Raw genomic sequence first — 15,926 nt, forward strand, 5'->3', positions numbered from 1 at the left:
ATAATAGGAACTAATAATAGTACTATTGATTGGTCCCTATAATAGGGACTTAAAGGAGGGTTATTATGAAACAGGTCAAAATTGGCCTTGACGAATCGCACATCAATTTTCTTGCCCAGTTTAAGCATCTGGGCTTCAGGGATAAAAGCGAAATGGTGCGCTTTGCGTTGGAACGATATTTGACGGAAATGACAGAACAGCGACTGCGGGAGTCGGCATTGCTCTATGCCCAAATTTACGAAGAGGACGTCGAAACCCGCGAGTGGACAGAAGCGGATACGTCCGAGTGGCCGGCATGAGCGCGCTAAAGCGGGGAATGGTGATCGATATAGGCCTAGATCCCACAAAAGGTTCCGAAACTGGAAAAATACGACCCTGTGTGGTCGTTACGAACGATGTTTATAACGAGCGCGTTCCGGTAGTTCAGGTGGTGCCCGTAACGTCATGGAACGAAAAAAAGGCCAGGATCATCACAAATGTCGAAATAAATCCCACTTCCCAAAACGGACTGACTAAAAAATCCGTAGCCGATTGCCTGCAGACAAGGCCCGTGGATTACGGCAAGCGCTTCGTCAAGGTGCGGGGGGAGCTTGAAGAAGACGTATTGTTAAAAATCGACGAAGCCTTAAAAATTGTCTTTGATCTCAAGTAAACTTTCTCTTCTGCGACCTTATTGGCGGGAGGTGTAGTTTATGTTTATAAGCCACGAATTGCGCACGAAGGCTCGCGAGGAGTTCGTGGACATAACGCGAACGATAGAAGAAGACGTCAGGTCGTCAGGCTTAAAAGAAGGCCTTTGCGTGGTTTACGTTCCCCATACCACGGCGGCCGTGACGATAAACGAAGATGCCGACCCAAGCGTCAAAGAAGACGTACTGAGGCAGCTCAAAGTCTTAGTCCCCCGCGACGGCAATTATTCCCACGGGGAGGGCAATTCCGATGCCCACATAAAATCAAGCCTGCTTGGTGTCTCGCAAATCATACCCATTCACGAAGGCCGCCTCGTGCTCGGCACGTGGCAAGGTATATTTTTCTGTGAGTTCGACGGGCCGAGGAACAGGCGCTTTTATGTTTTATTAAAATAATTTTATTAAAATAAAATGTTCACAGATAAAGGACACGTGGTGGACACATATAGTTCCCCTGGATCTAGTTATATGGATCTAGTTATATTGGATATAGTTATGGGGTCACCACGTGTCCCGGGTTGGGTCACCAGGCGTCCCGGTGCGGGTCACCACGTGTCCCGGGGTGGTGCGTCAGGTGACCCGATTGTGCGTTTCCGGCAGAAATGCGTGTAATTTTTTCAGGCAGAAAAATTTTTATTATTTTGAATATTTTGCCTATCATAATGTCTAGTTTTTGATAGAATTTTGTTAATGACCACTTTGGAGGGTCTTGTATGAATAACAGGGAAATGCAGTATGAAAGAAAGCCGCTACTGGGCCAGATACTCGTCGAGCAGGGCTATATCCTGCCCGAACAGCTGAATTTGGCCTTAAAGGAGCAAACTGCAACGAACTTGCGCATCGGCGAAACCCTGGTCAAAAACGGGTGGATCAGCGAGAAGGACTTGGCCGAAGCCATTTCAAAGCAGGCAAATCTGCCCTTCGTGTCCCTGTCCATGTTTCGTCCCATGGAAGAAGCCATAGATGCCATCCCCGAAAATATGTCCAGAAGGCTTGAGGTTGTGCCCCTTTCGATCAATGAAAACTCGAATAAGCTGACCGTAGCCGTCTCCGATCCCTTCAATATTTTGGCCCTTGATGAGATCAGAATGATAACAGGCAAGGACGTGGAAATCGTTATAGCCACTCTTTCCGATATCAAACGCGCCATAGAGACCTTTTACAGCATCAGGTCAACCATTGACGAAGCGCTGGTTGAGGTTGTGGAAGAAGAAAGAGGGGAATTTGACTTATCAAAGGGAGAAGAGGCCGTCTCCATAGACGACGCTCCCGTTGTCAAGCTCGTAAACACCATATTGGGACAAGCCGTCGACAGCAGCGCCTCAGACGTGCACGTTGAGCCCTTCGAGACGGAAACCCGCGTCAGATACAGGATCGACGGCGTCTTATTTGACATGCTCACCTTCCCAAAGCACCTTCACCCCCCCGTGTCATCGCGAATAAAGATAATGTCAGGCATGGACATTGCCGAAAAGCGCCACCCCCAGGACGGCAGGATACTCCTTCGCGTGGCCGGCAGACGCATAGACATAAGGGTCTCGAGTTTGCCCGCCATTTACGGCGAAAAGCTGGTCATGCGCTTGCTCGATCAGGCCACCGCCATGGTTGGATTGGAAAGGCTCGGACTGGACCCCGACGAAAGGACTACCCTGGATAAAGTCATAGAAGTTCCTTACGGCATCATATTGGTCACGGGGCCCACGGGAAGCGGAAAATCGACGACTCTTTATTCCGTCATCCAAAACCTTAACTCCTACGAGGTCAACATAACGACTGTAGAAGACCCGGTGGAGTACACCATAGCCGGGGTAAATCAGGTGCAGATAAACGAAAGGGCGGGACTTACCTTCGACACGGTCTTGAGGTCCATCCTGCGCCAGGATCCAGACATAATACTGGTGGGCGAGATGCGCGATACCGAGACGGCCCAACTTGCCGTCAGGGCAGCCCTAACGGGACATTTGGTGCTGTCTACCCTCCACACCAACGACGCCCCAAGTTCCATCGTAAGGATGATCGATATGGGGATACCTCCCTTCCTGGTGTCTTCATCGGTGGTAGCCGTGATGGCCCAGAGGTTGGTAAGAAAACTTTGTCCTCACTGCAAGGTGCCCTACGAATTGCCCTTGGACGTTGCTGAAAGCCTGGGGCTGAACGGTTTTACGAAGGTTTATAAGCCCCTAGGCTGTGACAAATGCCGCGGAACAGGTTACAGGGGGAGGACGGCAATTTTCGAGATCATGCCCATGTCCGAGGAACTAAGAAGGGCAGTGATGACGGGAGCAACTTCCGATGATCTTCGAACCATGGCCATAAATCAGGGCATGAGGACCCTTCGGGTCTCGGGAGCCAAAAAGGTGACGGAGGGAATAACCAGCGCCGACGAAGTCCTGTCGGTGACGCTTTGATATCTGAGAGGTGAGGAACTTATGGCATTGCAAGTCAGTCTCAGGGAGTTGTTCGGTGAGGCGGTAAAAAGGAATGCCAGCGACGTTCACATCTCGGTTGGCATTCCTCCCGTCCTGCGCGTGGACGAAAAACTGCACTCCCTTAAACATCCCCCTCTTGATCCGGCGGACGTGAGGGACATAATAACTACCCTGCTCACGGAAGAGCAATTTGAAAGTTACCTGACTAAAAAAGAGCTGGACTTCAGTTTACATTACCCCATCTCAAGCGATGGCATGAGCGTTCGCTTAAGGGGTAACTGTTTCTTCGAGCGGGGCAACATGGCCATGGCATTCAGGGTCATACCTAAAACGATACGCCTCATAGAACACCTCATCCTCCCCAAACAGCTCCACGATGTCGCAAGAAGACGTCAGGGCCTTTTTTTGGTGACGGGGCCCACGGGCCACGGAAAATCTACCACCCTGGCCGCCATAATACAGGAAATTAATATATCGAGGAGCTGCCACATCGTCACCATCGAAGACCCCATAGAGTATTTGTTTCACTCGGACAGGTCGATGATACACCAGCGCGAGATAGGCATCGACACCACGAGCTTTGCCGAGGCACTAAAAAGGGTACTTCGTCAGGACCCCGACGTGATAATGATAGGCGAGATGAGGGATTTGGAGACGGTGCGCGCTGCCCTTACGGCGGCCGAAACGGGACACCTGGTTTTGGCGACGCTTCATACGCCCGACGCTCCTCAAAGCATCGATCGGATCTTAGACGTCTTTCCTCCCCATCAACAGGACCAGGTCAAGCTCCAGCTTGCAAACGTCCTGATAGGCATATGTTCACAGCAGCTCTTGCCCCTTCCCGGTGGAGGCAGGATGGTCGCCACGGAGCTCATGTGGGCCGTGCCGGCCGTGCGAAACTGCATAAGGGAAAGAAAAATCCACGGATTGAAAAGCATCATCCAAACCGGGCTGGACCAGGGTATGCACACCATGGACCAGGATTTGGCCCGCTTGATAAAAGAGGGCAAACTGCCCTACGAACTGGCCGCCTCTTATGCCTTCGACATTAAGGACCTGGACAGGATGGTCTTCGGCGAGGGCACGTCTGCCTTTGCGGGCGAAGGGGTCATGGGGAGGAGGTGAGCGGTAAATGCTTTATCGCTACAAGGCAAGGTCAAGCGACGGCAGGATAGTTTACGGCAGTCAGCAGGCGCAATCCAACGCCCAGGTCCTTCAGTGGCTCCGGGAAAGGTCCCTTTATCCCATAGAAGTTGAGGAGACAAAGGAGCGCGCCGCTAAGTCCCTGAAGGAAAGGCTGGAAACCGTCTCCACCATAAAGCTAAAGGACAAGGCCGTTTTCTTCAGACAGCTGGCCACGATGCTCGAGGCTGGCATCATCTTGGGCAGTGCCCTGGACATGCTTGCCGAACAGACGGAAAACAAGCGCTTTGCCGGGGCCATAAGGGAAGTAAAGACAATGGTGGACAGGGGCACCTCTTTGAGCGCCGCCATGGCGACTAAAAGCGAGTTTTCAAAGCTCATGGTGGCAATAACCAGGGCAGGAGAAGAAGGAGGTGTCTTGGAGTCGAGCCTGGACCGTCTTGCCACCTTCCTCGAGCGGCAGGACGAACTGAGGAAAAAGATCGTGTCAGCTTCGACCTACCCCGCCGTGGTCATGAGCTTTGCCCTGCTCGTTGTGTTTCTTTTGGTGACGGTGATAATGCCCCGCTTTGCAGACGTGTTCACCGACATAGGCGTAGAGCTTCCCCTGGTGACGAGGCTTTTGTTCACGGTTTCCGTGTGGTTAAGCCACCACTGGTATTTGCCCGTAGGGCTGGTCTTATTGTTAATTTTAGGAATTTATGCCCTGTCAAAAAATAAGGGGACCAAAAAAAGGCTCGATGCCTTGAAGCTGAAACTTCCCTTGTTCGGCGACATATCGAAGAAGTCGGTCCTTGCCAGGACATTTCGGACCTTTGCCGCCCTTGTCCAGGCGGGCGTTCCCATACTTTCTGCCCTTGAGATGACGACAGACGTCTCGGGAAATTCCTTAATCGAAGATGCCTTCATTCAAATGTCAGACCAGGCAAAAAGGGGAGCTTCCTTGGGCGAGACGGCAAAAAGGATCATGGTGATCCCCCCGTTGGCGGCTCACATGATCACCATAGGAGAGCAAACGGGCAGGCTTGAAGAGATGGTGGACAAAGTGGCCGACTGGTTCGAATTTGAGCTGGACGAAAAGATCAAACGCCTTACCTCCATACTTGAGCCCGTGCTAATAGTCTTCGTGGGCGGGGTGGTGGCCCTTGTCGTATTTGCCGTATTTACGCCAATCATTGTATCCGTACAGGGTTTGCTAAGTGGATTATGATTTGATAGAATTTTAACCGCAGAAGCGGAGAAAAGATATGCAAAACAGCCTGCCTGCTGTATTACGCTTTATACTTATAGATGTAATGATTTATATGGAAAAATATAATTGTCATCGTTAGAATGGTAAGAGCTAAAAAGATCGAGGGGCTAGTTGTGCAACCAGCACCGCGAACTTGTGCTTCATCTTGCGGTGCTGGTTTTTGTTTGCACATTAAAAGACTATTTATAACTGAAATTAGGAATTTACTGGTAGTCGCAATTTAAATCCTAATATATGGATGAACAGGACAATTTTTAAGAAGGGATGATTCAATTGATTAATGAGATCATAGGAAGATTGCAAACAAAAAATGCAAGAAAAGGCTTTACGTTAGTTGAAGTTTTAATCGTCATAATAATAATTGGAATATTAGCTGGTGGGATGACTTTGGTGGCTGGAAGGAGCAGGGATATTGCTGAAGCGTCAAGGATAATAAGCGACCTCAGGTCCGTAAAGGTGGCAGCATTAATGTGGTTGACCGAAAATCCAGCCGGATGGACTAAAACCGACTGGACAACTCTAAAAACTGACCCGACACCGCTGAATAAGTATCTAGATAAGCCATTGGTTGCAGGCCAGCATCGCTTTAAATTTGAAACGGAAGATAAGGTAGTTGTAGGAACGCAAACCGTTGAAGGGAGTGCGGAAGATGTAAAAGCAACCGTCTGGTTCTTAGGGTATGATCTAGGTGATAGTACAGGAACTCCTCCTGCATACACCAAAGTTAGAGGCGGCGTAAAGAACAATTTGGCTAAGCAGGCTGAATCTGTTGGTTTGTATGGGAAAAAAGATATTGATATGACTGCCGATAACCCAGGATATTTCAAGGATACCGATTCAGTAGTTTACATAGTCATCCAATAACGCAGGTGATCTGACGTGAAGCGGCGCGGCTTCTCCCTGATAGAGGCTCTGGTGGCGCTGATGCTACTCTTAGTGGCGCTCATACCCATGGCGGCCCTTCCTGTGGCCGCAAGCAGGCTTTACATGGCCTCGGCCGCCAGAGAGCAGGCCGCGCTGCTTGCCGTGCAAAAGTTGGACGAGCTCGAGTCGAAGAAGTTTAATGACCTGTCGGGAGGGTCTCAAACTATTGGCGGTTATAAAATGGTTTGGATCGTCGGGGAAGCGGTGGACCAACAAAAGGAAGTAAGGGTCAGCGTTACGTGGAACGACGGAAAAAGCAAGTTCGAAGTTACCAGGCAGGTGAGCGCCGGTGCGCACAGGACGTCAACTTAAATTCCGTAAAGGCTTTTCGCTCGTGGAAGTCCTCATCGCCGTGGTCATCTTGTCTATAGTGAGCATTGCGGCCGAGGGGCTCTTTTTCGCTTTTACAAAGCACTTTGAGCAGTCTACCGACCTCACAACTGCCCGCCAGCGGGGAGAGATGACATTGGCCCGTCTGGAGACGGCCGTCCTTCAGGCGGGGCTTTCCATGCCCAACAGGACTGCCGACTTTGAAGGGGTTTTCGTCGTGGGCACATCACCCCAAATTAACTTGCTTACGCCTTTGAGGAATGTGATCAGCGGGTGGAACAAGCCCGTGTATTTGTGCGAGGTTGCCGGCACCGTCGGGACGACTACTTACTTCAAAAAAATGGGCCTCGTTTACTGCCTTGGCTCCGGCATAGGCGTATTGGAGGAGGGACACGAGGTAGCTGACAATGACCCCATTGTGCTTAAATTATCGGCGGCTTGCCCCGATAACCAGGTAAAGGTGGCAATGGCAGCGTCGACAACCGACGGTTGGGTTACCTTTTCGGGCTGCCAGACACCATTTGTTGTAAGGGAAATTAGCAATGATCGCAAACAGCTTGGCGTAATGGCCTCGAATAGAGACCTGATCCCCTTTTTTGCCGAGCTTCAATACTTGCGGGCTATGTGCGCTTACGTTATCTCTCCTGGCGGTACGTCACCACAATTTTACATTCAAGACGTTACGCGAGGCCCCGCCCAGCCCGTCATGGAGGGCGTGTCTCAGGTGCTTTTTTCATTCAATGAGAACAGCAACCTTTTTACGGTCCATTTGCTCGTGAGAGGAAACCGAAGATTTCCCGGGCAGGTGACTTCTAGTGTACCTGGTTGGCCAGCCGCTATTTCTGATGAGGACAGGCATTACAGGCTTGTCGCCATGTCGGCCTCCTGGAGGGTGAGGAACTGATGAGAAAAAAAAGAAAGGCTATAGCACTGCCTCTGGTGTTGGTGATAGTGCTCGTTGGAGGTGCTTTAGTGGCGGCGGCCTTTTGCATAACTGAAAATTACTATTCCAGCGCCAAGCAGACCGTTACCAACACTCGCCTCTACAACGCCGCCGCGAGCGGCGTCGAGGGAGGCAAAGGGTGGATATATAAAAACATAAAATCGGGAAGGGTTCCGCGCTGGAAAGATAAAAACGGCGACGGCATGCTTTCTGAGGCAGACAGGCCCAATTCTGACGCAAAAATCTACGAGGCTCTCATTGCCAGGGTCGGGACTGGTGATACATTTCCAGTTAAAGGAAAATGGACTACCTCCACGGAAGACGGAATAAGTTTGGACATCGTCGTTTACGACTCGGCCTACGAACCCCACCCGGATTTGACGGATGACTACGAGAAGGGTTTTCCTCCACGAATTCGTCCCCAGCTTGAAGAGGGAAGCTATGTTGTAAGGCCAAGCTACGCCGTGGCCGGAAGGGGCGGAGGGTCAACGGGGGAAGGCGCGCCGGGCACGGACATAGGCGTTTACCTAATTCGATGCACCGCTACCTACAAAGACAGATCGAGCACCGCCGAACAGGCGGTCGCCATGCGGTTTTAGAAACCGCAAACAGGGGTGTAACCTCATGAAAAAGTTTTTATCAAATATTAATGTTATCAAACGCGTCTTTGTTATGGTGGCGGCTTTGGCCGTCATTGCCTTCGTCCCGCTTGGCGTTTTGCCTCAGGCGGCTGGCGAAGCTCCTGTCCTGCCAAGTTGCAACAAGCCCTTGCCCGAAGGCTACGCCCAATTCGTCCAGCCAAATGTATTGCTTCTTTTGGACACCAGCGGGTCGATGACCTTTAGGAGCGCAAGCGATACATCCACTTATGGAGACGGGAGTAAGCCTTATAAGTACGGTGATAAAATATACAGATATTTTGGGCGAGATCTCGATAGCTCGAACAACAACCCTGATGGCCCCTATAATTACCACCCTAATCTCGCATACATCGATGACGCGGATTTAACAGGCATAAGCCAAGGATACCGCGAAGCATACTTTGCCAAATACGGCAATCGGTACCTATATCCCAACGACAGCCGAATGTACAAATTAAAACTGGTGCTGTGGGAGATTTTAAACGGCCCCGGCCTTGTTTCGGGGTTGCGGATGGGGCTGGCCACGTATTATCAGGAAGGATATGAATCTCCACAAGTTCCAAGTGTTGGTGTGTATTACCGATGGCTACCTACAGAAGATGGATCACGACAGGCGCTTTCATGGGAGGGCAGCAGCAGTTGGGACAGGGCATTGCTTAGGAGGTTTTTCAGGTCCACCGACGAGCCGGGAAGCATTGAGGAGATAGCAAAGTGGGTTGACGGCATAGAGACTTTCGACAACCCGGAGCTGCGCGCTCACGGCGCCACGCCTCTTGCGGCATCTATTTACGGCGCGGATGCTCATCCTGACAAGGATAATCCGTACAGGGGCGATGCAAGAGACTTCTTTCTCATGGATGGGGCGATAAACGCCTGGTGTCAGCAGAACTGGCTGATTGTGCTTACAGATGGGAGGGATACTTTAGGGGGTAATCCCGTAACGGCTGTACAAAATCTTTACAAGGCAAAAGATAATCCGCAAGATAAATGGCCTTCTTTTTATGTCAACAAAGCCCAGCCCGTCAAGACCATGGTCATCGGCCTCATAAACCCAAATGCATCAGGGGTTTCGGAATTGAAAAAAACATTGAACCGCATGGCGGACATGGGAGACGACGGTAAGGAAAACACCTCAAGCCATGCCTACTTTGCCACCGATGTGGATGAACTTATGCAGGCCTTTAAGGATATATTCAAACAAATACAGAGCTTCAAATCGACTGCAAGCGCTCCGCTGGTGAGCCCGCCCATTGGAGGCCAGGAAGGTGGGGTTTACGTCCCTAACTTCGTGCCCCACATAGAAAGGCAGTGGACTGGTCATTTATACAAATATAAACTCGATACGGATGGAATCATGTCTGAGCTTCCGGTGTGGGATGCCGCTGCAAAGCTTAATACAAAATCTTACAGCGCTCGAAACGTGTTTACCGTGAACTGGAAAGGCGGAAACTGGAAGCTTGACTTCAAAGAAAGCAATGCTTCGACTTTGGCCCCGATGCTTGGGCTTACCCAAGACCAGGCCTCCAAGTTCATAAAATGGGCCCTGGGCAGCGACGAATGGGACGAAGCCACGGGATCCGAGAGATACAAGCTGGGAGACATATACCACAGCGGCTTGGTGGAGATCGGACCCCCAAGGGGAAGCAACCCTCACGGGGATTACTGGACATTTAAGGAAACCCATGCCGGCAGGGAAAAGCTGGTCTACGTTCAGGCCAATGACGGAATGCTTCATGCTTTCAAAGCAGGTAAGAAAAACGCAGAGGGCAAGATAGTAGACGATACGGGAGAGGAAAAGTGGGCCTTCATCCCTCCAAATGTCCTGGCTGAGGGGCGAATGACGGGCATGAAGCAGGATTTAGCGAAAAGCGGGGGTACAATCACTGTGACATGGCTGGATAAGGCGAAATCAAACCCGAGGTATCTGCTAGACGGTGCGATAACGGCAGAAGATGTCCTGCTGAGTGACGGGGAATATCATACTGTTTTGCTCGGGCTTTTAGGTTGCGCGGGGCCAGGATTTTATGCCTTAGACGTCACCAACCCTGGCGACCCGCAATTTATGTGGGCCGTGGAAAACGCTATATACAACCGCAAGGGAGACAAACTGCTTCCGAACGAAAATAATAAAGATTTCTTTGTATCCTATTGGGCGAGAAGTGGGGGTACCGTTACACGTATGGATAAGCCCCATGGCAAGAAAGAGATATCGGATGACAGCGACTTGGACTACAAGGACTTGCGATTTACTCAAAGCACGCCCGGAATTGGTTATGTGATGTTGGATCAAGGGCAAGGCCAACCCTTGAAGACGCACTGGGTAGCAATTATGGGAAATGGCTTTACGATGGGAATTGAAGGTGATGATAATTCCGTGTCCAGTATTTACGTCATAAGCATAGAAAATGGCAAGCTGCTTAAGGTGCTGAAGGATCCTTCAATGAAACAAATTGCGACGCCCGTAACCATACTTTGGGCCGGCTCTAATCATCAAGTCAAGTATTTTTACGTAGGAGGCGACAGCGGCACGATACACGAGGGAGATTTAACCGGTTCGGAACCTGGGAAATGGTCGGTGAACAACGTCTTCACTATAACAGTTGATAACGATATAGTACATCCCCGCATTTCCTATATGTTAGACGCCGCATACATCAATCGCAGCAAGTGGCTTTTCGTCCTTGCGGGAGATTGCGAAAGCTTGACGAGATCAGAAGATGAAAGAAATTACATCATAGCTGCAAACGTCTCTGCAGGATCGAAAAGCACAAACGACCTTGAACAAATAACCTACAAAATGGTCGCTGCTGGCATGAGTGGATGGTATATGGAGCTTGATGCGCTTGAATACGCCACGACACCCCCCGTTTACTACAACGGCCACATCTTCTTTTCCACTTACATAAAGTCGCAAGACCCCTGCAGCGTGGGAAAGAGCCGTCTTTACGTCTTAAATGCAACTACAGGCAAGGGGGCATGGACTGGAGATAATAAATATGTGGAATTAGCGGGCGCAAAGGTCTCGGGCATAGTGATTTCCGAGGGACGTGTTTATGCCGGTGTAACAAAATACCCGCAGGTACAGACTACCATTCCGGACGACCTGAAGGTCGGAGATGAGCCTGCCGTCATCCAAAACGGCCTGCTTGCCTTCGACGTCCCGCCCGAGGTGGCAGAGTGGGATTCTGCCTACCCGAGCGGCGTCATGGTGCCCTCATACTGGAGGAGGTGGATACCGTGAGGATGTCAAAGTTTTTCCTGCTTTTCTTCGCAGCCTTTCTTTTTGTCGTCGTGCCCCTGGCAAAGCCGGGTTTTTGCGAAACGGATATTTACTACGGCATGCTGTCTAAGCTTCAATTAGACCCGCCATACGTTTTTCTGTCCACTGCAGAGGCGCAGGGGCTAAAGAAGTTCACGTGGGCTGTCGACGAGACGCTTTTCATCGGAGCAGACGGCCAGGAGATGACGCCCAGGCAGTTTGCACAGGCTTACCAGGGTAAAAGCGTGGAAGTTACGGCAGAAGGTTCTAAAGTTAAGGTCATAAAAAGGGTCTTTTTCTAAGGAGGTGATCGGGCGTTCAGAAGGAAACGGTACTACGCTGGTCTTTCCATAGAGGGAGGGGCGATCAGGTATCTGGAGCTTATGCCTACGTCACATGGGTTCAGGATAGCGAGAAGCGCAAAGGTTTCGGTTGAAGAGGACGCGATAGCATAGGATAGGATCGTGAACATGGAACGTCTTTCGTTGGTGCTCGGTAGTTTTAGTACAAAATTGGGCAGCAATTTTGTACTTGCAATAGGGCTGGCTGTGAGGGATAAATCATGACTGTCAAAATAGATTTAAGGCCACTGGGTGTAAAGATAGCCGAGAGGAAAAAGGTCGATCTTCCGAGAGTGATCGCCATAGCGCTCATCCTTGTCTTTATTGTTACGTCATGTTTTACTTCTGTTTACGGCATCTTTGTTTTAAGGGAACTTGTGGCTAGAAGACAGGCTTTAGAGGCGAGCGTGGAAAAATTGACGCTTGAGGGCAAAAGGCTCGATGGTTACATTGCACAAAACAAGGAGAAACTTGACTTGTACGAAAAAGCGCTGTCTTTGCTGCGGGAAGACATACCTTCTGTCGAATTTTTTTCTGCCGTTATGGCATCCCTGCCCAACGAAGTCTGGCTTTCCCAAGTTCGGCTGGTCCCGGGCAGAGCTGACGTCGAAGGTTATGCCTTCGCGGAAAACGATGTCGCCGCCTTTGCTTTAAAACTGCTTAACGCCAGTGTCACTAGCTCCATTAGCCCTTTGGTGACGTCTAAAGAAACCAAAAAGGGCAAGGATGAATATGAAAGAACCCTTGTGAAGTTCAGCTTCACCTGCGACATCAAAGACTTCCTGGGGACCTTTGAAGTGGCCAAAGGAGCTGAAAAGGATGAAGTTGAGCGTTAAGAAAGCACTCATAATCTTTTGTTTTTGCCTTGTGATGGGGGGATTTCTGTGGTTTCAGCACGCTTTGAGCGCAAGCATCTTGCAGGAAAGGGATGCCATAGAGGGCCTTGCCAAACAGGAGGTGAGCTTGAAGGGCGCCATTGCGCAAAAGTATGCGCTGCTCGAGGTTTACCGCGATGCCTTGAGCGAAATGGAGCAATCTCGCGTTGAATTTCCGGCGGACAACGTGGCGTTTTTCGCGGCCATAGAAAAGGTCATGGCGGGAAATAAACTTAAGATCAACAAGGTTAATCCTGTCAAATCGACTACTCCGGAGAGGACCGCCGTGTTGGTGTCTTGTGAAGGCGATTACCTCAATTTCCTTTCGGCCATCTCCGATATGCGGGGCAATAAACCGGCCGTGCGTTTATTTTCTTTGTCGATTAAAGGGCAAGAAAAAGGGCCGGTGAGTGCCGATATGTCAATAGAGACCATCATGAAAGGGGAGTGATTTGGGCGTGGGCGAAACGTGGAAAGATGCTTTTGCTTCATTGTGGAATGGCCTTCTTTACGGAAGGGGCTCCCAGCGGTTTTTGCGTATACTGCTAGCCCTGTTGCTCGTCTTGAGCATTGGATGGTCGATCTATCTTTACAGACAGATGATAGCCTTATCGCAAATAACTCCGTTGGAAACTCCTCCGATAAAGCGGGGCGTGGAAGAGGAGAAGAAATTTGCCGAGATGGCCAAGGGGTTTGAGGAAATCGTTCAGGCGAGGTCAACCAGCGGGGAGTTTGTCTACATCGCCTCTACATTGGACAGGTACCCCTTTAACGAACCTCCCATGCCTGTGGTGTTGGCTGAATTAGCCAAGACTGCGGTAAGAGAAGGGGAAGTTTCGCCGGCATATGAAGAAGTATATTTGCCGCCCTACATGGAGGTCCGCGCCGTCATGGTATTGGATGGGAAGCCCATGGCTCTAATGTACATCGAGGGAGAAGGCGACGGGCTGATCGTTTCTCCGGGATATAAATTCGACAACGGGAAAGGCAAGGTGGTCAGCATTACCCCGACGAAGGTGGTGGTATTATGGGCAGGAACGAAAATGGAATTGGGGATGGATGTGCTATGAGAAGCACAAAGAGAATGGCGGGTTTTATATTGGTCATTATGTTTTTATGCTTTGTCTTTGGCGTTTATTCGTGCGAAAAAGCACTGGCTCAAACGAGCGGCAGTACGACTGCTGAAGAAGCAGTACAAGACATGCCTATATTCGGGGGAATAACGGTACACCAGGCGGGTTCGTCCCTTTTGTTGGTGGAGATAAAGGGCACAAAATTACCCAGTCCCAAACTTTTGCATTCCGATCCCGGAAATATGGTCTTCTTTTTTGCCGAGACCATAATGCCGGCTCAACAGTGGTCCAGAAGCTACAGCTTTCCTCTTTTGAGGGGGATCGAAGTCGTAAACGTTGAAGGTGGCCTTGAGCTGCGCCTTTTTACGAATGAACTCCTTGAGGTCAAGGAGATAAAGGGAACGGAACCGGCACCGCTTTACAGGCTGCAACTAGGGCCCGTTGCTTCTAAGCCTGTCGAAGAACCCGCGAAAGAGCCCGAGGAGCGCTTGCCCTTGTCGCTCAAAACGGGGCCCAAAGACCCCATGGCCATCGCTTCGCCGGTTACACTTGAGCTCAGGGATACCGAGCTAAAAGATGTCTTGAGGATGCTCGCCAAGTTCATGGGCATAAACGTCATAATAGATCCTTCCGTGCCGCCCACAACTATAACCTTAAGTGTAAAAGACGCACCCTTGAGGGAAGTTTTGGCCTATATAATGCGGATGAACAACTTAAACTATGCCATGATGGGAAACACTATTTTGTTTGGCACCCCGGAAAACCTCGCCAAATCCCTCGGGATGGAGCAGACTAAGTCCTTCAAGATAGCCTACGCCGATCCCAAGCAGATTCCCTCTATCCTTCAAAGCCTGGTGGGGATCGGTAACGTGGCCGTCGATGAAAGGCTTCGTACGGTGTACGTGACGGGAAGGCCCGATAATTTGCGGGACGTGGAGCAGCTCCTCCAAAGGATCGATCACCCTGGCCGCCAGGTCATGCTTCAAGCGCGCCTCATCGAAGTGAGGGATACGGGCAAAAAGGAGCTTGAAAGCATCGTAGATGCCGTTTACAAACACTGGTGGTTTTCCTACGGCGCAGGCGGTGGCTCTATCGGTTACGTCGATTCCAGCGAACCGGGAACTTTTGACCCTGACGATGACAGGCCTACATCGCCCCTCGATGTGGATCTCGTCGATATAACAAGCGGGACGCTTCGGATGCTCGATGTGGGCATAAGAAACTTGGTTGAATCCAACAAGGCAGATATTTTGGCAAGTCCGTCGGTCGTCACGGTGGACGGACAAAAGGCGTCGATTGCCCTGACCACGAACATTAAGTACATCTCCGAACGTGACGAAGCGGGAAATCCTGTATATACGGAGGAACGGATCGGACCGACACTGGAATTTACGCCCATTGTAGGCAGGGATAACACCGTCACCATAAACGTAGAGATTTCGACGGGCGAAGTCGTCGAATGGAGGGCCGGAGGTATGGGAGAAGAAGTTCCCGTCACCAGCTCCCGAGACGTCAGCACCATGGTCCGAGTCAGAAATGGCGAACCCTTCGTCATAGGCGGACTTTTTGACAGGAGAAAGACCGATACCGTTTCCAAAGTTCCGGTGTTGGCCGATATTCCTTTGTTGGGCGAGATCTTTAAAACCCGCACGAAGCGCGAAGAGGAGTCCGAAGTTGTGACGGTGGTCGTGCCCTACATTTTAGATGTTCCCGATACCTCCATAGAGGTGAGCGAGCTCGGGAGTTTGAGCACAAATGCGACCGCTAAATGACAACGGCTAATTTAAGATATCGGTAGGTTGATATGCATAAAAGGCCCCCTTTAAAGGGGGCCTTTTATGCATAAATCTTTCGCATGCTAAATTTCCTAAAATTTTTAATAAATTAACTTGCCATGAGGGCCTTTTAAGTGTACCTCCTGCGTGCCCGATTTTTCTTCTTCCTCTGATTGTTTATCCTGTTTACCTCAATGTAAATTAATGCTAGAATGAATGAACAGAAATTACTTTTTTCATCACATTTCTAAG

At 50.3% G+C, this 15,926-nt stretch carries 16 protein-coding genes; all 16 read left to right on the forward strand.

Annotated features, from left to right (window positions below; genetic code table 11):
- Window positions 1–65 precede the first annotated feature (65 nt).
- The 16 genes from Q7P41_RS02830 (at window position 66) to Q7P41_RS02905 (ending at window position 15,671) form a co-directional block, all read left to right on the forward strand.
- Entirely contained in the window at window positions 66–299 is a 234-nt protein-coding gene (locus Q7P41_RS02830) for a hypothetical protein (protein WP_303881965.1), read from the forward strand.
- On the forward strand, window positions 263–652 hold the full coding sequence (locus Q7P41_RS02835) for a type II toxin-antitoxin system PemK/MazF family toxin (protein ID WP_303881967.1): 390 nt from the start codon (window positions 263–265) through the stop codon (window positions 650–652). The genes Q7P41_RS02830 and Q7P41_RS02835 overlap by 37 nt, the downstream gene beginning before the upstream one ends.
- Before the next feature lie 40 nt (window positions 653–692).
- Entirely contained in the window at window positions 693–1,085 is a 393-nt protein-coding gene (locus tag Q7P41_RS02840) for a secondary thiamine-phosphate synthase enzyme YjbQ (RefSeq protein WP_303881968.1), read from the forward strand.
- Between the two features lie 317 nt (window positions 1,086–1,402).
- Window positions 1,403–3,097 carry a GspE/PulE family protein gene (locus tag Q7P41_RS02845; RefSeq protein ID WP_303881970.1) on the forward strand — a complete coding sequence of 565 codons (1,695 nt, stop codon included), beginning with the start codon at window positions 1,403–1,405 and terminating at the stop codon, window positions 3,095–3,097.
- A 21-nt stretch (window positions 3,098–3,118) separates the two neighbouring features.
- A complete protein-coding gene (locus Q7P41_RS02850) occupies window positions 3,119–4,243 on the forward strand; it encodes a type IV pilus twitching motility protein PilT (RefSeq protein WP_303881972.1) in 1,125 nt (374 codons plus the stop codon).
- Between the two features lie 7 nt (window positions 4,244–4,250).
- On the forward strand, window positions 4,251–5,471 hold the full coding sequence (locus Q7P41_RS02855; protein ID WP_303881973.1) for a type II secretion system F family protein: 1,221 nt from the start codon (window positions 4,251–4,253) through the stop codon (window positions 5,469–5,471).
- A 315-nt stretch (window positions 5,472–5,786) separates the two neighbouring features.
- On the forward strand, window positions 5,787–6,377 hold the full coding sequence (locus tag Q7P41_RS02860) for a prepilin-type N-terminal cleavage/methylation domain-containing protein (RefSeq protein WP_303881974.1): 591 nt from the start codon (window positions 5,787–5,789) through the stop codon (window positions 6,375–6,377).
- Between the two features lie 15 nt (window positions 6,378–6,392).
- Window positions 6,393–6,749, forward strand: a complete 357-nt coding sequence (locus Q7P41_RS02865; protein WP_303881975.1) for a prepilin-type N-terminal cleavage/methylation domain-containing protein — start codon at window positions 6,393–6,395, stop codon at window positions 6,747–6,749.
- Window positions 6,727–7,671, forward strand: coding sequence for a PilW family protein (locus tag Q7P41_RS02870; protein ID WP_303881976.1), 945 nt, complete (start codon window positions 6,727–6,729; stop codon window positions 7,669–7,671). Before Q7P41_RS02865 ends, Q7P41_RS02870 begins: the two co-directional genes overlap by 23 nt.
- The gene (locus Q7P41_RS02875) at window positions 7,671–8,309 is read left to right on the forward strand and encodes a hypothetical protein (protein ID WP_303881977.1); all 639 of its coding nucleotides are present in this window, start codon (window positions 7,671–7,673) and stop codon (window positions 8,307–8,309) included. The genes Q7P41_RS02870 and Q7P41_RS02875 overlap by 1 nt, the downstream gene beginning before the upstream one ends.
- 25 nt (window positions 8,310–8,334) lie before the next feature.
- Complete coding sequence (locus Q7P41_RS02880) at window positions 8,335–11,592, forward strand: pilus assembly protein (protein ID WP_303881978.1); 3,258 nt, start codon at window positions 8,335–8,337, stop codon at window positions 11,590–11,592.
- A 2-nt stretch (window positions 11,593–11,594) separates the two neighbouring features.
- Window positions 11,595–11,912 (forward strand): hypothetical protein, encoded by a 318-nt coding sequence (locus tag Q7P41_RS02885; protein ID WP_303882009.1) that lies wholly within the window; start codon window positions 11,595–11,597, stop codon window positions 11,910–11,912.
- Between the two features lie 260 nt (window positions 11,913–12,172).
- Window positions 12,173–12,787 carry a PilN domain-containing protein gene (locus Q7P41_RS02890; protein WP_303881979.1) on the forward strand — a complete coding sequence of 205 codons (615 nt, stop codon included), beginning with the start codon at window positions 12,173–12,175 and terminating at the stop codon, window positions 12,785–12,787.
- Window positions 12,771–13,277, forward strand: coding sequence for a hypothetical protein (locus tag Q7P41_RS02895; protein ID WP_303881981.1), 507 nt, complete (start codon window positions 12,771–12,773; stop codon window positions 13,275–13,277). The genes Q7P41_RS02890 and Q7P41_RS02895 overlap by 17 nt, the downstream gene beginning before the upstream one ends.
- Before the next feature lie 7 nt (window positions 13,278–13,284).
- On the forward strand, window positions 13,285–13,896 hold the full coding sequence (locus Q7P41_RS02900) for a hypothetical protein (RefSeq protein WP_303881982.1): 612 nt from the start codon (window positions 13,285–13,287) through the stop codon (window positions 13,894–13,896).
- The gene (locus Q7P41_RS02905; protein WP_303881983.1) at window positions 13,854–15,671 is read left to right on the forward strand and encodes a secretin N-terminal domain-containing protein; all 1,818 of its coding nucleotides are present in this window, start codon (window positions 13,854–13,856) and stop codon (window positions 15,669–15,671) included. The genes Q7P41_RS02900 and Q7P41_RS02905 overlap by 43 nt, the downstream gene beginning before the upstream one ends.
- Window positions 15,672–15,926: the final 255 nt, after the last annotated feature.

It is taken from the genome of Acetomicrobium mobile, assembly GCF_937920065.1.